This window comes from Anaerophaga thermohalophila str. Valhall, assembly GCF_000250735.1.
GTDB classification, from domain to species: Bacteria; Bacteroidota; Bacteroidia; order Bacteroidales; family Marinilabiliaceae; genus Anaerophaga; species Anaerophaga thermohalophila_A.
Window position 1 is genome coordinate 1 of record NZ_AHZV01000182.1, and the last position, 17,505, is coordinate 17,505.

At 40.3% G+C, this 17,505-nt stretch carries 20 protein-coding genes; 17 read left to right on the forward strand and 3 right to left on the reverse strand.

Features of this window, described 5'->3' with window-relative positions; translation table 11 throughout:
• The first annotated feature begins 150 nt into the window (after positions 1 to 150).
• The 7 genes from OQ5_RS0109550 (at position 151) to OQ5_RS23480 (ending at position 4,934) form a co-directional block, all read left to right on the forward strand.
• On the forward strand, positions 151 to 345 hold the full coding sequence (locus OQ5_RS0109550; protein ID WP_016777280.1) for a hypothetical protein: 195 nt from the start codon (positions 151 to 153) through the stop codon (positions 343 to 345).
• A gap of 186 nt (positions 346 to 531) precedes the next feature.
• Entirely contained in the window at positions 532 to 888 is a 357-nt protein-coding gene (locus tag OQ5_RS0109555) for a DsrE/DsrF/TusD sulfur relay family protein (RefSeq protein ID WP_016777281.1), read from the forward strand.
• A gap of 228 nt (positions 889 to 1,116) precedes the next feature.
• Entirely contained in the window at positions 1,117 to 1,530 is a 414-nt protein-coding gene (locus OQ5_RS0109560; protein ID WP_016777282.1) for a Fur family transcriptional regulator, read from the forward strand.
• A gap of 70 nt (positions 1,531 to 1,600) precedes the next feature.
• Positions 1,601 to 3,691, forward strand: a complete 2,091-nt coding sequence (locus tag OQ5_RS0109565) for a heavy metal translocating P-type ATPase (RefSeq protein WP_016777283.1) — start codon at positions 1,601 to 1,603, stop codon at positions 3,689 to 3,691.
• 4 nt (positions 3,692 to 3,695) lie between these two features.
• Positions 3,696 to 4,430 carry an ABC transporter permease gene (locus tag OQ5_RS0109570; protein ID WP_016777284.1) on the forward strand — a complete coding sequence of 245 codons (735 nt, stop codon included), beginning with the start codon at positions 3,696 to 3,698 and terminating at the stop codon, positions 4,428 to 4,430.
• A 113-nt stretch (positions 4,431 to 4,543) separates the two neighbouring features.
• Positions 4,544 to 4,759: a hypothetical protein gene (locus tag OQ5_RS0109575; RefSeq protein WP_016777285.1), complete on the forward strand. Its 216-nt coding sequence runs from the start codon at positions 4,544 to 4,546 to the stop codon at positions 4,757 to 4,759.
• A gap of 16 nt (positions 4,760 to 4,775) precedes the next feature.
• Positions 4,776 to 4,934: a hypothetical protein gene (locus OQ5_RS23480; RefSeq protein ID WP_016777286.1), complete on the forward strand. Its 159-nt coding sequence runs from the start codon at positions 4,776 to 4,778 to the stop codon at positions 4,932 to 4,934.
• Between the two features lie 420 nt (positions 4,935 to 5,354).
• Here OQ5_RS23480 and OQ5_RS0109585 read toward each other — a convergent pair whose 3' ends face one another.
• The 3 genes from OQ5_RS0109585 to crcB form a co-directional block, all read right to left on the reverse strand.
• Entirely contained in the window at positions 5,355 to 7,688 is a 2,334-nt protein-coding gene (locus tag OQ5_RS0109585) for a glycoside hydrolase family 3 N-terminal domain-containing protein (RefSeq protein ID WP_016777287.1), read from the reverse strand.
• 37 nt (positions 7,689 to 7,725) lie between these two features.
• Complete coding sequence (locus OQ5_RS0109590) at positions 7,726 to 8,082, reverse strand: DUF190 domain-containing protein (RefSeq protein ID WP_016777288.1); 357 nt, start codon at positions 8,080 to 8,082, stop codon at positions 7,726 to 7,728.
• Between the two features lie 340 nt (positions 8,083 to 8,422).
• The gene (gene crcB / locus OQ5_RS0109595; RefSeq protein WP_026055213.1) at positions 8,423 to 8,800 is read right to left on the reverse strand and encodes a fluoride efflux transporter CrcB; all 378 of its coding nucleotides are present in this window, start codon (positions 8,798 to 8,800) and stop codon (positions 8,423 to 8,425) included.
• Positions 8,801 to 9,218: 418 nt separating this feature from the next.
• Here crcB and OQ5_RS0109600 point away from each other — a divergent pair, with 418 nt between their 5' ends.
• The 10 genes from OQ5_RS0109600 to OQ5_RS0109635 all read left to right on the forward strand — a co-directional run bounded on the left by OQ5_RS0109600 (position 9,219) and on the right by OQ5_RS0109635 (position 17,474).
• The gene (locus OQ5_RS0109600; protein ID WP_016777290.1) at positions 9,219 to 10,157 is read left to right on the forward strand and encodes a sensor histidine kinase; all 939 of its coding nucleotides are present in this window, start codon (positions 9,219 to 9,221) and stop codon (positions 10,155 to 10,157) included.
• Positions 10,154 to 10,786 (forward strand): response regulator, encoded by a 633-nt coding sequence (locus tag OQ5_RS0109605; protein ID WP_016777291.1) that lies wholly within the window; start codon positions 10,154 to 10,156, stop codon positions 10,784 to 10,786. The genes OQ5_RS0109600 and OQ5_RS0109605 overlap by 4 nt, the downstream gene beginning before the upstream one ends.
• Positions 10,787 to 11,154: 368 nt before the next feature.
• Positions 11,155 to 11,277, forward strand: a complete 123-nt coding sequence (locus tag OQ5_RS24520) for a hypothetical protein (RefSeq protein WP_255297464.1) — start codon at positions 11,155 to 11,157, stop codon at positions 11,275 to 11,277.
• Positions 11,278 to 11,404: 127 nt separating this feature from the next.
• A complete protein-coding gene (locus OQ5_RS0109610) occupies positions 11,405 to 12,430 on the forward strand; it encodes an inorganic phosphate transporter (RefSeq protein ID WP_016777292.1) in 1,026 nt (341 codons plus the stop codon).
• Between the two features lie 127 nt (positions 12,431 to 12,557).
• Positions 12,558 to 13,382 (forward strand): ATP-binding cassette domain-containing protein, encoded by an 825-nt coding sequence (locus OQ5_RS0109615; RefSeq protein WP_016777293.1) that lies wholly within the window; start codon positions 12,558 to 12,560, stop codon positions 13,380 to 13,382.
• Between the two features lie 9 nt (positions 13,383 to 13,391).
• Entirely contained in the window at positions 13,392 to 14,093 is a 702-nt protein-coding gene (locus OQ5_RS0109620; RefSeq protein ID WP_016777294.1) for a GTP-binding protein, read from the forward strand.
• A 28-nt stretch (positions 14,094 to 14,121) separates the two neighbouring features.
• Entirely contained in the window at positions 14,122 to 14,790 is a 669-nt protein-coding gene (locus tag OQ5_RS0109625) for a (Fe-S)-binding protein (RefSeq protein WP_044107773.1), read from the forward strand.
• A 100-nt stretch (positions 14,791 to 14,890) separates the two neighbouring features.
• Positions 14,891 to 15,370, forward strand: a complete 480-nt coding sequence (locus OQ5_RS21960; RefSeq protein ID WP_016777296.1) for an alginate export family protein — start codon at positions 14,891 to 14,893, stop codon at positions 15,368 to 15,370.
• A 178-nt stretch (positions 15,371 to 15,548) separates the two neighbouring features.
• On the forward strand, positions 15,549 to 16,169 hold the full coding sequence (locus OQ5_RS21965) for a hypothetical protein (RefSeq protein WP_016777297.1): 621 nt from the start codon (positions 15,549 to 15,551) through the stop codon (positions 16,167 to 16,169).
• 369 nt (positions 16,170 to 16,538) lie between these two features.
• Complete coding sequence (locus OQ5_RS0109635) at positions 16,539 to 17,474, forward strand: PstS family phosphate ABC transporter substrate-binding protein (RefSeq protein WP_016777298.1); 936 nt, start codon at positions 16,539 to 16,541, stop codon at positions 17,472 to 17,474.
• Positions 17,475 to 17,505: the final 31 nt, after the last annotated feature.

Genomic DNA, 17,505 nt, shown 5'->3' on the forward strand with positions numbered 1-17,505 from the left:
AAATTTTTGCATCCTTATTAACAACAAGTTAACTCCGGTACAAAAATTTAAAACGCCTTGATTTTGACAAAAATATGCCTTTTATACCGCACTCATTTATTTATTAAAAAATCAAACGCCAGTAATGTCAACGATTCGTAAAATAATGATGTGCTTATTTCAACTGGTTCAGCTTGTCATGCCGATTCCATGAAAGTATCATCTGTACTGGAAGCCATGAAAATACCCCCCGAAGTTGCAGTCTCAACCGTACGGATATCCACCGGGAAAAATACCGCCGCCGAAGAAATTGACCGTGCAGTAGCAATTATCTCAAAGGCAGTCGTCACTCTGCTTCATGGATGAAGAAATGATCAACGTTACAAAGATCAATAGATCGTTAGATTTTTAGATATAAGATGTAAGATAATTCATATTATCTTGATATACTGAATTATAGCAATCAAAACCTCTTGATCACAAATAATTGGTTTGCAGTATATTGCAAAAGTTTAACGGAGTGTTGAAAGATTGTAACTAAATAAATTCATCATGCAAAAAATTTTGATTCTTATTAACGACGCCCCTTACGGAACAGAAAAGGCGTACAACGCATTACGACTGGCCAACCAGTTGAATAAGGCCCACGAAGAGGTGGAAGTCCGTATATTTTTGATGGCTGATGCCGCTGCATGTGCCGTGGCCGGCCAAAGTACTCCAAACGGTTACTACAATATTGAGAGAATGATGAAGTTTTCCCTTAACAAAGGAACAAAAGTAAAAATATGTGGCTCATGTGCCAATGCACGCGGTCTTAAAGAGGATCAGCTCATTGAGGGTACCCGACTAGTCACAATGGCCGAATTAACAGACTGGGTGGTTGACAGCGACAAGGTAATAACATTTTAACCTGGTTAATTGAAGCAATCTAAGTAGTGTCTGTCCATAAAGTATCATTTGCTTTGTTACGCTCGTCCGAAAATTGCTCATTTACGATGAGTAAACTCCGTATTTTCGGACTTCGCAAGCCTTACAACTGGCACTTTCTGAACAGACACACATATTGTGAAAATTTTTGCGAGTTTATAGACACGAACTAAGTACCATTACGTATACCTGATTTTGTAAGTTTGCTCTATGCAATTTGAAAAAGAAAAAATACTCATAAACAGAAACATCAAACCAACTGCAATGCGGCAGTTGGTTCTTGATGTTTTGTCAAAACAAAAAGCTGCCATTAGCCTTCCCGAACTCGAAGATATGTTTGAGAAAGCCGACAAAGCCACCCTGTACAGAACACTGAAAACGTTTGAAGAAAATAAACTCATCCACCACATCGATGACGGTTCGGGGGCTGTGAAGTACGCATTGTGTCAGGAGAGTTGTGAATGTGAACCCGAAGATCTGCATGTACACTTTTACTGCACTGTTTGCCAAAAAACCTTTTGCCTGAATGATACTCCGGTACCTTCCATTAATCTGCCAAAAGATTTCAGCCTCGAAAAAGTAAATATGGTTGTCAGCGGTATTTGTGCCTCCTGTCAAAAGTAACTTTGCAACCCGGTTGCACCGCGTATTCGCTAACTTTGCCCACATACGAATAAAAGTTTAACGGAGTATTGTGAAAAAGTATCATCTCAAAAATCTCGACTGTGCTGCCTGCGCTGCAAAAATTGAAGACGGACTCAGGACACTGAAGGATGTAAAGTTTGTTAACGTAAGCTTTGCCAGTTTAACCATGACCATCGATGCCGATGACATGGAAAAGGTGAAGGACAGGATAAAAGAACTGGAGCCCGATGTGGAAGTAGAAGATCGGGATGAAAAACAGAGAATGATTTCCAAAAGCGAGCTTGCCGAAAACAAAACTACCATTATTAAAGCAGTTTCGGGCACTGTGCTTTTGATAGCCGGAATTGTGTTTGAGAACCAATTAAGCAACACGTTCTTTCACATTGCAAAGTATGCATTGTTTATCATTGCTTACCTGATTGCAGGCTGGAATGTTCTGGCATCGGCTGTTAGAAATATCAGGCGGGGACAGGTTTTTAACGAGCAGTTTTTAATGTCCGTAGCCACCCTGGGCGCTTTTGCGATAAACGAAATGGCCGAGGCTGTAGCAGTTATGTTGTTTTACGTTGTGGGCGAACTGTTTCAGGATGTCGCCGTGGGGCGCTCCCGAAGATCGATAAAGGCCCTTCTGGAAATTAAGCCCGAATATGCCAACCTGAAAGCCGGCTCTGAAATCAGAAAAGTTTCGCCGGAAGAAGTAAAAATCGGAGATATCATTATCGTTAAAGCGGGAGAGAAAGTGCCTCTCGACGGAATCGTGACCGGTGGGAGTTCCTTCGTGGATACTTCGGCACTTAGCGGTGAGAGTGTGCCGCGCAAAGTAGAGGAGCATGACGAAATAATGGCCGGAGTGATCAACCAGTCGGGGCTGCTTACCATCGAGGTAAAAAAAAGATTCGGCGAATCCTCCATTTCCCGGATCCTCGAGTTGGTGGAAAATGCCACCTCCCGAAAAGCAAAGACCGAGAATTTTATTACCACATTTGCCAGGTACTACACGCCGGTGGTGGTGTTCGGCGCCTTGTTGCTGGCAGTTCTGCCGCCACTATTAATCAGCGGGCAAACTTTCAGCGAATGGATATACCGGGCACTGGTGGTTCTTGTGGTTTCCTGCCCGTGTGCCCTGGTCATCAGCATACCGCTGGGCTATTTTGGTGGCGTTGGCAGGGCATCGCAAAAAGGCATTCTGGTGAAAGGCTCAAATTTCCTCGATGCACTAAATCAGGTTGAAACCGTTGTGTTCGACAAAACCGGCACCCTTACAAAAGGCGAATTCAAAGTGTCGGAAGTGGTAGCGTCAAGCTCAAATGGTTTTAGCAAAGACGACATTCTGGAATATGCTGCTTATGCAGAATACAATTCCAATCATCCCGTGGCAAAATCCATTCTCGATGCTTTTCATAAAAATATTGATCACGACAGAATAGCACACACCGAGGAAATTTCGGGATATGGCATAAAGGCGGTAGTGGATGGCAAAGAAGTACTTGTCGGCAATGACAAGCTTTTGCACAGGGAAGATATCGACCATCCTGTTTGTGATGTAGATGGAACGGTGGTATTTGTCGTCATCGACCGGAAGTATGCCGGATATATTGTGATTTCCGACAGCCTGAAACCCGATTCGACCGAAACGATAGCCAGGCTGAATAAAAGAGGAATCCGCACCGTTATGCTGACCGGGGACAATGAGAATGTGGCACAGTCGATTGCAAAAAAGTTAAAGATCGACCGTTATTACCCGAATCTTTTGCCTGAAGATAAAGTTGACCAGATTGAAAAACTAATCCGTAACAGCAAGCGAGGCAAAGTGGTTTTTGTCGGCGACGGCATTAACGATGCCCCGGTAATTGCCCGTGCCGATGTGGGAATGGCCATGGGAGCGCTCGGCTCCGATGCAGCCATCGAAACCGCCGATGTGGTGCTGATGACCGATTCGCCCTCTAAAGTGATTGATGCCATTGATGTGGCCGCAAAAACAAGAAATGTGGTTTGGCAGAATATCATTTTTGCAATGGGGGTAAAAGCTGCTTTCATTATACTGGGTATTTTCGGAATAGCCTCAATGTGGGAGGCGGTTTTTGGCGATATGGGCGTAGCCCTGATAGCGGTCTTTAATGCTATACGGATATTGAAATAAAGTTATGAAGACTTCTATTGCCTTTTGGAGCATCCTGCGCAAAGACATGCAAAACTATTACCTGAAACCCCCCAATATCAGTTGGGGTATTATATTTCCGTTTGCCTGGATGCTGATGATGTTTGTGAAATCGGGCAACACTTTCGAAATCAATGATGTTTTTCCGGGCATAGTAGCCATGTCGGTATTGTTTGGAACCACCTCCATGCTTTCGGTGACCATCACCTTTGAACGCAAGTCCCGTTCGTTCGAGCGTCTGTTGATAGCTCCAATAAAAACGGAGCTATTGGTATTGGCAAAGATTACAGGAGCCATACTGTTCGGGATTTTCAACAGCATTGTGCCCATACTATTTTCCGTTCTCTATTTTGCAGCAGATGTTGTAAACTGGCCGTTGCTTGTGGCCGGAGTGGTTTTGTTGTCCATCATCTCAACCCTGCTTGGCCTGTTTATTTCAGTATCGGCCAAAGAAGTTTTCGAAGCCCAAACCTATTCTAACTTTTTCCGCTTTCCCATGATTTTTCTTTGCGGTTTGTTTGTTCCTGTGGCTGCACTTCCGGCTATAGTTCAGCCAATATCGTACATTTTGCCGGTAACTTACGGGGTGGATGTTTTGCATAATGCCATTACCGGCACCAAATGGCTGCCGGTAAGTCTTAGCTTGTTGCTGTTGATTATTTTCAGCTTTCTCCTGTTTTATATCAGTCTTTACAACATCCGCAAAAAATGGATTAACTGATCATAGATAGTAATAAGTGGTACGTGGTATAATTTAGAGGCCTTGTTGAAATTAATTGATCAATAATGGATGACCAATTAAATTTCGGGCAAATAATTTAAAAATATCACATCATGAAAAAAACAATTTTACCTTACGGGCTGGTTTTATCAATTATGCTGATGGTCTCGTTTTTCAACATCAATGCCCAAAGACATCATCCGGGACATCACACACCGCCTAATGATTCAACATTTATCAACAAAATGGTGGAAAACATGTCAGAAGAGCTTTCGCTGACTGAAGAGCAAAAAAAAGAAAATCAAAGAACTTCATCTGGCTCATTTTAAAAAAGTCAGAGATGAGATGAAAGATGACCAGGAAAAAAACAGAGATGAGATGGAAAAAATGAAAGAAAAATTAGAAAACAGTGTTCTCGAGGTTCTTAACGACGAGCAAAAAGAGCGTTACAAAAAATATATGAAGGAATTAGGCGATCGTGGCAGGCATCGTCCTGTCCACTAAAAAATGGCATGATGCAATAGATTGTTAGATTTTTAGATAATAGTAACCGACAGGCAGAAGTTCAACAGGCAGAAGGCAGAAGTAATAAATTTTGTAGAAAAGAATTTTTCAGTTTATTCCGAAAATTTGCCAGATAAGCAAACATTAAACTTAATATGGTAAATTATTGATTTAAAGCTGTTTAATGCCTTGAGTGAGATAAAAGTAATTTATTCGTTAGTTAGTCAGTAGTTGAAATTTCAAATAACGACATCTTCATAAATTCAATAGATCGTTAGATTTTTAGAAATAAGATGTAAGATGGTTTTTACAACCTTGATATATTGCATTTTAACAAACAAACCTCTCTGTATGCAAACAGTTGGTTTACAGCGTATTGCATCTAAAAATCTAACGATCTGTTGACTTTATAGACACGCACTAAATATTTGGCGTTTCCCACTTTTTAGTCTCCGTGCAGGCAATATCCAATACCTGATCACCCGTCTGAATACGGAAATCTCCTTCTTCCAATATCCACTTACCGTCTTTCCCGACAAAAGCAAGGTCAGAGCCTTTTAGCTTTAAAGTCACTGTTTTGGTTTCACCCGGTTGCAATTCTATTTTTTCGAAGGCACGCAGGCGTCGTACATCAGGAGTCAGCGATGCAACAAGATCACTACTGAACAAAAGCACACTCTCTTTTCCTGCACGATCGCCGGTATTGGTAACATCCACGGTAAATGTCAGCTCGTCATCTGCTGTAAATGAAGTTTTATCAACAGAAAAGTTACCATATTCAAAGTCGGTATAGCTCAACCCATAACCAAAAGCCCACTGAAACGACATCTGTGCATTGTAGTTATAGGCTCCTTCCATGGTTCCGGTTTGTTCACTTGGTTTATAATCATAACTGCCAAGTGAGTTAACTGCCTTAGGATAAGAAAAAGGCAATTTACCACTGAAATTTGTTTCGCCGCTGATGAGATTGGCCAGAGCATCACCACCATAATTTCCGGGCAGCATAATATCGACCACTGCATCGGCCATAGGTTCAATTTCATTGATTACACGTGGACGTCCTCCATTCAGAACCAGAACAATGGGTTTCCCTGTTTTGCTGAGTTCCTTTACCAAATTCAGCTGGTTTTCCGACAAGGTGAGATCGGATAAGTTTCCGGGAGTCTCGCAATAAGAATTTTCACCGATGCAGGCAAAAATAACATCTACCCCTTCGGCAGCAGCCACTGCTTTATCTATTTCAGGCTCGTTTTCTTCCCAGTACTGACCGGCATTATTGTAAGTCACCCCGGGTTCGTAAACCACGTTATTATCGCCAAACTTTTTATTAAAGGCTTCCAGAATTGTATTGTGCTCAGCAGCAAATTTATCAGCTCCTCTTCCCTGCCAGGTATACGACCAGCCACCATTAAGGGTTCGCATAGAGTTGGCATTGGGACCGGTTACCAAAATTCGCGTTCCATCGGTCAGCGGCAAAAGATCATTGTTGTTTTTTAACAAAATCATAGATTCTTCAGCGGCTCTGAGAGCAACCTCTCCAGACTCTTCCCCGCCGAATAAAGGAAAATCACCAACTTCATAAACCGGGGTATCAAACAAACCCAGGCGGTATTTCATACGTAACACCCGGCGTACTGCATCGTTGATGCGACTCGTTTTCACTTCGCCTTCTTCCACCAGTTCTTTCAAAAGCACACAGAAATCCAGGTTGTAGGGTTCCATAGCCAGATCAATGCCGGCGTTGATGGCCAGTTTTATAGCTTCTTTCTTGTTTTCAGCAATCTTTTCTCTTGTGTAAAGATTATTAATATCGGCCCAGTCGGTAACGATAACACCGTCCCAATTCAGGTCTTCTTTCAGCCATTCGGTCAGGAGTTCATAACTGGCATGAACAGGCATGCCGTTAACAGAGCCGGAGTTAACCATCACCGACAAGGCACCAGTTCTGATGGCTTCCAAAAAGGGAGCAAAATGCTTCTCACGCAACTGCTGCTCGCTGATAATCGCAGGCGTACGGTCTTTCCCCGAATACGGGACACCGTACCCCATATAATGTTTCAGGCAAACGGCAATTTGTTCTTTGCCTATATTATTGGGGTCATCCCCCTGAAAGCCTAAAACGGCTTCACGTCCCATTTCGGCATTTACAAAAGCATCTTCACCGTAATTTTCCCACATACGGGGCCAGCGGGGATCACGGCCGAGGTCTAAAGTCGGCGTGAAAGTCCATGGCACACTTCCCGCTTTGGTCTCATAAGCAGTTATTTCTGCGCCTTTGCGAACCAGAGAACGGTTAAAGGCAGCCCCCATATTGATTGGTTGGGGAAACATGGTGCCATCCAGGATATAGGTTGAACCATGAATCTGATCCAAACCGTAAATACATGGAATACCAATCTCTTCCATGGATTTCTCCTGAATTTTACTGATAATCTCGTGCCACTTCTCTCTGGTCTGAGCCGTTGTTCCTGGCGTGTTAAGAATAGAACCCACTTTATAGATGCCAAACACAGTATCCATTCGGGCTTCGCTTAGTTGAAAATCGTCCCGATGAATAGTTCCGGGTTCACCCAGCACATCAATGGTCAACTGAGTCATCTGCCCGATTTTCTCTTCCAGTGTCATTCGGCTCAGCAAAGCCTCGACTTTCTGTTCAATTTCTTCATCTTTCGGGATTGCAGATTTGGATGTTTCTCTTGCTGTACAAGCCTGAAAAACGACAATCGTGATTAAAAAAATAAAAATTTGTTTCATGGTTTTATTAGTTTTGTGTGCATAAATTTATTTTTACTCAACTTTTCTTTTTGCCCGTTTTATTAAGCAGAACATCCACTTTTTCGCGAATTACCAGGCAACCATAGCGCATTTCCTCAAGTATAGGACGTATATTCTCATAAAAAGCCTCTATTTTATCATCATTGTCGATGATTTCCACCACAATCGGCACTTTTTCGGTTACCTCCCAAAATTTGTAAGAATGAATGACCGAGCTGGCGCCAAATCCCAAAACGCCTTTGATGACTGTAGCACCGGCAATTCCGGCTTCGCGGGCTTTAAAAACAATGGATTCGGACAATGGCTGATGCCCGTCCTTGTCCGTTGAACTGATATAAATACGAAGAATGGAGGATTTCGTTGCTGATTCCATGTTATAAATATATTAGTATTAATGAATCTAAATGCTGACACAATAACGCAAAGATTTATTACGGAAAAATTGTAATTCATCAGGCATATTTCATGCAAAAGATTGTTAGATTTTTAGATAGTAGATGTAAGATGACTAATATAATGTTGAAAATTAGATTTTTAGTACAAACATTCATTTAATTATAAACAGCCAACTTCAAACAGTTTAAAATCAATTAATTACATCAAGCAGGCATGTTTTAATAAATGAAAATATTCAACTAATTACAAATCATCTCATATCTTACCTGCCGGCAGGCCGGCATCTATGAATCTAACAATCTATCAATTTAGGCATATCACATTACTTTTATCAGCAAACGCCCAAGGAATACCGCCAAAAGCCCCAACAAAAAGCTTAACCCGGCATACGTTACAAACCGAAAAATTTCATTGTTTTCCAAAAGCAACAATGCATCGTTGGAAAAAGACGAAAAAGTGGTAAATCCGCCACAAAGTCCGACAGTAAGAAACAGTCGCCATTCGGCTGTCATAAACTGCCCTTTTTCCGAAATACCAAAAAAGACCCCTATCAGAAAGCTACCTGCAATATTTACCAGAAAAGTGCCCCATGGAAAAGTGGAAACTACGGAAAGCTGAACGTATCGTGAGATAAGAAACCGGAAGATGGTACCGATGAATCCGCCAAAACCGGCTATGAGCATTGCCTTGACCATTGTTCTTAAATTGAATGTAACGGCAAAAATAATAAATCGGCAACAATGATGAGAAAGCACGATAATCATTATACGTCTTTATACGTATATATTTAACTCTGTTTCAATAAATTGAAATATATAAAATCGTCCATTTTTCCTTTGCTTTTAATTTTTTTCATCTATTTTTGTTATTTTAAACGCAAAGACGCCATGACACAAAGTTTTTGTTATGAAAAAACATCTAAAAATTAATCGTTTATTAATCAATAGTCCGTTAAACTTTTGCAATACGCTGCAAACCAGTTGTTTGTTTTCAAGTATTTATATTTTTTAAAAATACAGTAAATCAGTATTTTATGAATCATATTGCTTGCCTGCCGGCAGGCAGGTATCTAACAATCTAAAAATCTAACAGTCTATATATTATATTTTCTTCATGATTATTCAAATAGCACTTTTAACAGCGGTAATTCTCCAAATGGGAGCCCTTTTTAAGACTCTGGGCCTGATAAGAAAAACCCGTTTCAACGTATCCTGGATCACGATATCGATTGCTTTTTTTCTGATGGCAATCCGCAGAGTTAGTGAGTTACTGGTCTTCACAAAAAATGCAGAACCGACCAGCATTGACTATTTCAACAGTTGGGTAGCAGTATTTATTTCTCTATTGATGTTTGTTGCCTCTTTTTACATCCGCAGAATTTTTAATTGGCAGGAAGAAATTGACAAAATTCGGAAACAAAATGAGGCACGGGTTTTATCGGCAATTATTGATACCGAAGAAAAAGAACGCCAGTCATTTGCCAGAGAATTGCACGATGGTCTTGGCCCCATATTATCGTCAGTAAAAATGGCCTTTTCGGCCATCAACAAAGAAGAGATAGGAGAAAAAAACAAAGTAATCATGGAAAGAACAGAGAAATCGGTTGACCATGCAGTGACTGCTGTCAGAGAGATTTCAAACAATCTGAGTCCCCATATTTTGGAGACATTTGGATTACTTAAAGCCATTCGTTCCTTTTACAATTCCATAGCCCCCGTCCAAAAACCTGAACTTGATGTTGAAAACTGCGCGGTTCCGCCCAAACTCCCTAAAAACATAGAGGTTATCCTGTATCGTATTCTGTGCGAATTAATTAATAACACCCTGAAACATGCAAACGCCTCAAAAATCAACATTGTTATTTTTGAACAGTCGGGAACCCTCGAACTCAATTACAGCGACGATGGCTGTGGCTTTGACTTAAAGCGGAAAAAACATCAGGGTAATGGATTGGACAACATCTCTTCCAGGGTGAAATCATTAGACGGAAAAGTGCAAATGCACAGCAAGAATAATAATGGTTTTTTTATTAAAATAAATATCCCGCTATGACACTGTACATTGTTGATGATCATCAGCTATTCCGTGAAGGGCTCAGGTTTTTGTTGTCCGACTGGGACTTCATTTCAGAAATACATGAAGCCGAAAGCGGAGAAGCTTTTTTAAAGATGACTGACGAAACAAAAGAAGCAATAGTTCTTATGGACATCGAACTTTCGGGCATTAATGGCATTGAAACAACAGAAAAATGTCTGCAGCAACACCCCGATTGGAAAATAATTGCACTCTCGATGTATGGTAATGAAAACTACTATTCGGGTATGATCGATGCCGGGGCGAGTGGCTTTCTTTTAAAAAACTCAAAACTGGAAGATGTTAAAAAAGCCATTTCGGATGTGGCTGAAGGCAACAATTATTTTTCACCCGAAATCCTTTCCGGAATTATTCAAAACATCAACAAAAAGAAAAACGGCCCCAAAAACAGTAAGCTCACCGAAAGAGAAATAGAAGTGCTTTTCAATATTTGTAAAGGTTTATCTAACCAGGAAATTGCCGAAGTACTTAATGTAAGCAAAAGAACCATTGATAAGCACCGGGAAAACATATTGCTTAAAACCCAATCATCAAATACAGCTCAGATGGTGGTTTATGCGATAAAAAACAAAATTTTTGAAGTATAGAAAAAACGACTAAACGCAGAGACGCAAAAACGCAAAGGATTTTTATAAGATAGTTATTGATGAGCCCGGTATAAAAAGCATCTTTGTTGCCAAACTCTGTGTTGTTTTAAATTTTTGCATCCTCATTAACAATTAGTTAACTCCGGTACAAAAATTTAAAACGCCTTGATTTTGACAAAAATATGCTTTTTATACCACACTCATTGATGTCTTATCACCAATATGCGTGCTTTTTTTGAAAAATATTTCTCAATGTTATCTAAAAATGGCTACGCCGTTTTTACGAATTTATTGATACCGTCCAAAAAGAAACATTTTGAGAAAAATGGACTCAATTGATTACGCAGAGAGCTTAGAATGCTTCACAAATGAACATAAAGAAAAAACATACTTTTTGGACATCGCTATTGCGATTCCGCGACATCCCCCATGCCGGTAAACTCCATGGTGCTAATCTCCTGATAGGCATATTACCGGGGTTTCATGGATAGAGGAAATAAATTTTTCAACCCACTAATCTTCTACGTCTTTAAACGTACTTCCCAAATACGCTTTTGTACGGTTTGAAAGCAGCCGGGTTTGAAACACCTTTGTCATCAAAATCCAATTATTGTAACCATGCTGATTCCTTTTCTAATACCATTTGTAATTGCCATGTTTCTTGCAATAAACATGGGAGGTAGTGGTACGGCACCTTCTTTTTCGGCGGCATACGGAAGCAACATAATAAAACAAAGTGCCATCCCGGGCTTGTTTGGGATCATGGTCTTTTTAGGCGCTATAATTGGTGGAAAGAACACAGCTTATACTGTAGGGAAAGGCCTTATTCAACCGGAATTAATGACTTTCACCATTGTTTCAGTAATTTTAATATCGGTTGCTCTTGCTCTTCTTATAGCCAATTTGTTCGGCATTCCGCAATCAACCAGCCAGGCAACCGTGATGGCGGTTATTGGCCCGGCCTTATATTTTAACTCGCTCAATACGCACAAACTTCTTTATGAGGTTCTGCCCACCTGGTTTGTAATGCCAATCATCTCTTTTGTACTGGCATTTTTAATTGGGAAATACATCTACAAACCCATAAGAAAAAAAGGTTATACCATATCGAAAAAACTAAACGACCATTTCATGTTTAAGGGTGGCATACTGCTTATGTCGATGTATGTGGCTTTCTCTATCGGCACAAACAATGTTGCCAATGCGTCAGGTCCCATAGCGGTAATGGCGGTAAACGAGCTAAATATCAGTGACGCATATTTTCTTCAGGTACTGATTCTGGCTACGCTCATTGTGGCACCCAATTTTGGTATAGGAAGTTCGATTTTCGGGAAAAAGATACTCCGGAACACGGGCAAAGAAATAGTTCTTTTCGGAAAAGTTGAAGCCGTCATTATTGCATTTATTTCGGCAACATTGTTACTATCTGCTTCGCTGATAAAAGGAATTCCCACTTCGTTGGTACAATTAAATGTATCAGCCATAATTGGCATTGGCGTGGCCAAACTTGGATGGAAAAACATTTTTTTCAAAACCGAAGTAAACCGCTTTTTCATTATGTGGATTATTGCACCACTTATTGCTTTTCTGGTTTCTTTATTGCTGACATGGGGAGCAGATAGCTGGGGAATGATCAATAGATAGATTCTTAGATGCCTGCCGTCTCATTTTTCACTTAAGTTTTAAAACGTAACCCAAAATTACGATTAAGAACTGTTTTCTTTAATACAGATTTGCTCCAATTTTGCTTTATAATCAACAAGAACAAACCATGGAACAAATCAAGAACATTACGATTATTGGCGGTATCGATAAATCCGGGAAGCAGGAAAATATCAAATGCTTCGATATCGCACAAGGTGAAATTATAGGCATTGTAGGGCCCACCGGAAGTGGGAAAAGTCAGCTAATTTCTGACATAGAACAATTATCTCAAAAGGACAGTTCTACACACCGCCAGATACTAATTAACGGAGAAATCCCTTCATCTGAACTACGTAACAACCCCAGACAAAAAATGGTGGCTCAACTGTCTCAAAACATGAACTTCCTGGCCGACATGAATGTCAGGGATTTTCTTTTACTACATGCGCAATGCCGGGGAAAAAGCATGAAAAATATCGATAAAATTATCTACATGGCTAACCAGTTAACCGGTGAGCCAATAAAGCCCAATGATAATCTAACCATTTTAAGCGGTGGCCAGACGCGTGCCCTGATGGTAGCCGATGTGGCAGTAATTAGTGAATCACCCATTGTATTGATTGATGAGATCGAAAATGCAGGTATCAAAAAACACGAAGCGCTGGAATTGCTTTCCGGATATAACAAACTCATCCTCATTGTCACTCATGACCCGGTAATGGCTCTCAGTACTCAGAAAAGAATAATAATGAAAAACGGGGGGATGACAGACATTATTGATAGTTCTCCAGAAGAAAAAACAATTTCTACTCAACTAAGCCAAATCGACCAAACTATGCTCAAATTAAGAGAAATAATCCGCAATGGACAACATATTGAAGGAAAAGACCTTAATCAGATATTTCCCGAATTACCCGTCAATAAAAAAATAACAACATTGGTAAATTATTAATTCTACTTTATGAAGCTTGTAATTATTGCCGGAACACCGGGAGCAGGTAAAACATCGATATTGATCAACACAATAAAATTATTGAAAGGCGCAAACACAAAACCTGCCGTTGTTAAAGTAGATTGTCTTGCCACTGACGATGATAAACGATTTGCGACCTTAAGCATACCAGTTCTTACCGGGCTGTCTCGTGATATGTGCCCTGATCATTTCTCAATCTATAATCTGGATGAAATGGTAAAATTCGCTGACAAGAACAATGCCGATACACTTATTATGGAAACCGCCGGTTTGTGTCATCGCTGCGCTCCCTACACAGACAATTGCCTTGGCATTTGTGTTATTGATTCTACAAGTGGGCCTAACAATCCCGGGAAAACAGGTCCCTTCCTGAGTTGTGCCGATATTGTGGTTGTCACAAAAGGCGATATGATTTCGCAAGCCGAACGTGAAATTTTCAGAGAAAAAATACTTGAAGCGAATCCCGAATGCACAATCCTGGATGTCAATGGCCTTAATGGTCAGGGAGCAGCTGAAGTAGCAAAGCACATCATGGCATCAGATAAAAAAGTTACAGATGAAGAAAGACTCAGACACAATGCGCCTTTTGCTGTCTGTACACTATGTGTTGGCGAACAACGAGTAAGCAAAAAATACCATCGTGGATTACTTAGAAATATGAATGGTTTTCAGGAATATATCGGTGAATAGCAAACCAAAAAAGTTAGACAAAAATATTATGCTGAAGAAAATAACATCCCTCTTGCCAGGTTTTAATTGCGGAAATTGCGGATACAGCCAATGTGAAGATTTTGCCTTATCTTTAATCAACGGAGAAGAAGAACTATGTACTTGTCCCGTACTAAAACGCCAGGCGTTCGCAGCCAACAAAACTTCCATTGAGAAGCTTATTCAGAAGCAAAATCGAGATAACAACCATAATATCATTACCGGGGTTATTGATAATTACAAGGCAGACATTGTCCTCAAGCCTCTGAAAAACGAAAAAAGTTGCAGGGAAACCCTTTTACCCTTTTGCACGATCGACCTGAAAGCAGGAGATATAATAAAATATCGCCCGTTAGGTTGCCCGATAACACACATTGCCAAAATCATTGATCGTCAGTACTCTCTCATTACAGTGGCAATTACAGGCCCGGATAATGATCGAAATATCGGAAACAATGCAGTAATAGATGTTGGTATTTGTATGGTACTTGCATTTCAGGGCCGATATGAAGGTAAAACATTAAAAGTTGGCGAAACGATACGTTTCCTTCCACATCATTGCATGATGCAGAAAATCCATAGTGGTGTAGTTGTCCAAATTGAAAAAGGAAAAGTACGAATTGAAATTATCGACCTGAAAGTATGGGGTATGCCGAAAATAAATTCTACCAATACTTAAATAACCTCTTAAATAAGTATTTTCACGTAAATAAAAATAGGCAAAAAGCCTGTTTTTTAGAACGTTCGTCATGCCCAATTTTGCAATAAAGATTTGAACTATGACTAAATTATTTTCAACCATCCGGTTTTTCTTGCTTCTGACGTGCTTTATTTTTCTTTTTAATAATGCATTTGCTCAGATAAATGTAGACGCACAGTATCGTCCCCGCTTCGAAGTGCGCAACGGCTATCGTGAATTAATCCCTAAAGATGCCAACCCTTCGCTCATTGCATCTCAACGTATGCGGTTGTCATTGGTTTATGAAACGGAAAAACTGAAACTCAAATTTTCCCCCCAGGATGTGCGCGTCTGGGGGGATGAAAACCTGACCAGCTCCACGGGAGTTTACGGCAAAGTTGCATCTCTCGATCTTTACGAAGGCTATATCGAGCTAAAACCGGCACCTTCAGTCAGACTTTCAATTGGCCGGCAGGTATTGTCTTACGATAATCAGCGATTACTTTCTGAACGAAACTGGAACCAGAACGGACTTGCTTACGATGCCGTGGTGTTAAAAATGAAAAAAGAAAAGGACTGATATTCATATTGGAGCTTCCTGGAACTCCCTTGAAGCAACCACTTCTGAAAATTTTTATCCATCCCGAAGAATCAAATCATTAAATTTTCTATGGATAGAACATAAATTTTCTGACAATCTTAAAGGGGCTTTTTCACACATCGCTTCAGGAGTAACAAAAACCGACTCTTCATCCACAATGAATTTCCGGCAAACTTCAGGCATTTATATCGATTTAAATACAAAAAACATCAGAGCCAAATCCAACTTGTATTATCAGTTCGGGAACAACCGGGAAGGAACTAATGTAAGTGCCTTACTTGCCGATGCAGACATAATGCTCAAAACAGGAAAGATATGTCCCGGAATGGGTTTCAGCTATTTGAGCGGGAACAAAAATCTTAACGGGAAAACCGACCATCTGTTTGATGTACTGTATGGCGCCCGGCATCGTTTCTTTGGGCACATGGATTATTTCCGGAACATCTCGTCACATACCAGAGGCGGCGGCCTGGTTGACTTATACGTATACTTAAATTTGAAAGCTTCAAATAAGATAAACATCAAAAACACCGGTCATTTCTTTTCACTGGCTCAACATAACAATCTTACTCCCGATAGCAAATACCTGGGTTATGAGAACGAATTGAAATTTAATTATCGGTTTGATGACTGGGGGAATCTGGAAGCCGCCTGGTTGTTCTATCTGACAACAGATTCTTTTGAACAACTTCAGAACATTAACAATCCAGGATTTCCACAGTTTGTTTATGTGAGTCTGTCGGTAAACACGAATATCTTTAAAGCAATAGATCGTTAGATTATTAGATACCTGCCGGCAGGTAGGTAAGATGTAAGATGATTCGTATGCCATTGAAAATCTGTATTATCAAAGTGAATCCCTTAGATATAACCAATTGAATATAGGGTGCTTACAATAGTTTAACAAAATATTATTTAAAGAAAAAGATTAATCAAGTCACAAAAACAAATAACAGTAATTGTCACTACGTTTTTATACTTAACTGATTTTTAAGTATAAACACTGTATTTTTTCACTTATTAAGTCAATAAATTTGAATTATTAAAAAGTAATAGGTCGGTAGATTCTCGTATCCATACGATTTATCTTACCTACCTGCAGACAGGCATCTTAAAATATAACAACCTATTGAAAATGACATTAACGATGAAAAAAACAACACTTTTCTGCTTAGCCATCCTGATAATTATTACAGGTTGTGTCTCAAAAAAAGAAAAAGAAAACACTTTAAGTTTTTCCGGGGCCTTTGCTTTATATCCTCTGGTCATTAAATGGTCGAAAATTTACAAGGAAGAACATCCCGAAATCCGGTTCAATATATCGGCGGGAGGGGCAGGCAAAGGGATGGCCGATGCACTGGCCGGCACAGTTGATCTGGGAATGTTTTCACGAGAAATCACCCAGGCCGAGAAAGACAAAGGCGTATGGTGGGTCGGATTATGCAAGGATGCCGTTTTACCTACGATCAGCGCCGATCATCCGTATTTAGAGCAATTAAGGCAACAGGGCATGACAAAGGATGAATTCAGAGCTGTCTTTATAGAGAAAAGCATAACCAACTGGGATGAAATTCTGGATGATGTTGATCCCCTGGATATACAGGTTTATACCCGCTCTGATGCCTGTGGAGCAGCAGGAACATGGGCAAAATATCTGGGCGGAAAGCAGGAAGACCTTAACGGGGTGGGCATCCACGGTGATCCGGGTCTGGCTGAAGCCGTAAGCAAAGACCGTGCAGGAATTGCCTACAACAATACCGCCTTCATTTATAATATTAACACCGGTAAGAAACATCAGGGCATCGAAGTTATTCCTGTCGATCTGAATGAGAACGGACAAATTGATTCTGAAGAAGACTTTTACGATGATTTTAACCAAACATTAAAAGCCATTGCAGATAAAGTTTACCCCTCACCCCCTGCCCGTGAGCTGTACTTTGTAGCTAACGGAAAGCCGGACAAAGAAGCCACTTTGGAATTTATCAAATGGACTTTAACAACAGGGCAGAAGTATGTTAAAGAAGCAGGTTATGTACCTATTCCGGCCAAAAAGCTTAAAAAATACCTGTATAAAATAGATTAATATTAACACATTCTTTAAGCAACAAATACAG

Bases quoted from the DNA above. Each gene is read 5' to 3' on its own strand.
- OQ5_RS0109555 (WP_016777281.1), top strand. From the start codon at position 532: ATGCAAAAAATTTTGATTCTTATTAACGACGCCCCTTACGGAACAGAA.
- OQ5_RS0109560 (WP_016777282.1), top strand. From the start codon at position 1,117: ATGCAATTTGAAAAAGAAAAAATACTCATAAACAGAAACATCAAACCA.
- OQ5_RS0109570 (WP_016777284.1), top strand. From the start codon at position 3,696: ATGAAGACTTCTATTGCCTTTTGGAGCATCCTGCGCAAAGACATGCAA.
- OQ5_RS0109575 (WP_016777285.1), top strand. From the start codon at position 4,544: ATGAAAAAAACAATTTTACCTTACGGGCTGGTTTTATCAATTATGCTG.
- OQ5_RS23480 (WP_016777286.1), top strand. From the start codon at position 4,776: ATGAAAGATGACCAGGAAAAAAACAGAGATGAGATGGAAAAAATGAAA.
- OQ5_RS0109585 (WP_016777287.1), bottom strand. From the start codon at position 7,688: ATGAAACAAATTTTTATTTTTTTAATCACGATTGTCGTTTTTCAGGCT.
- OQ5_RS0109590 (WP_016777288.1), bottom strand. From the start codon at position 8,082: ATGGAATCAGCAACGAAATCCTCCATTCTTCGTATTTATATCAGTTCA.
- crcB (WP_026055213.1), bottom strand. From the start codon at position 8,800: ATGGTCAAGGCAATGCTCATAGCCGGTTTTGGCGGATTCATCGGTACC.
- OQ5_RS0109600 (WP_016777290.1), top strand. From the start codon at position 9,219: ATGATTATTCAAATAGCACTTTTAACAGCGGTAATTCTCCAAATGGGA.
- OQ5_RS0109605 (WP_016777291.1), top strand. From the start codon at position 10,154: ATGACACTGTACATTGTTGATGATCATCAGCTATTCCGTGAAGGGCTC.
- OQ5_RS24520 (WP_255297464.1), top strand. From the start codon at position 11,155: ATGAACATAAAGAAAAAACATACTTTTTGGACATCGCTATTGCGATTC.
- OQ5_RS0109610 (WP_016777292.1), top strand. From the start codon at position 11,405: ATGCTGATTCCTTTTCTAATACCATTTGTAATTGCCATGTTTCTTGCA.
- OQ5_RS0109615 (WP_016777293.1), top strand. From the start codon at position 12,558: ATGGAACAAATCAAGAACATTACGATTATTGGCGGTATCGATAAATCC.
- OQ5_RS0109620 (WP_016777294.1), top strand. From the start codon at position 13,392: ATGAAGCTTGTAATTATTGCCGGAACACCGGGAGCAGGTAAAACATCG.
- OQ5_RS0109625 (WP_044107773.1), top strand. From the start codon at position 14,122: ATGCTGAAGAAAATAACATCCCTCTTGCCAGGTTTTAATTGCGGAAAT.
- OQ5_RS21960 (WP_016777296.1), top strand. From the start codon at position 14,891: ATGACTAAATTATTTTCAACCATCCGGTTTTTCTTGCTTCTGACGTGC.
- OQ5_RS21965 (WP_016777297.1), top strand. From the start codon at position 15,549: ATGAATTTCCGGCAAACTTCAGGCATTTATATCGATTTAAATACAAAA.
- OQ5_RS0109635 (WP_016777298.1), top strand. From the start codon at position 16,539: ATGAAAAAAACAACACTTTTCTGCTTAGCCATCCTGATAATTATTACA.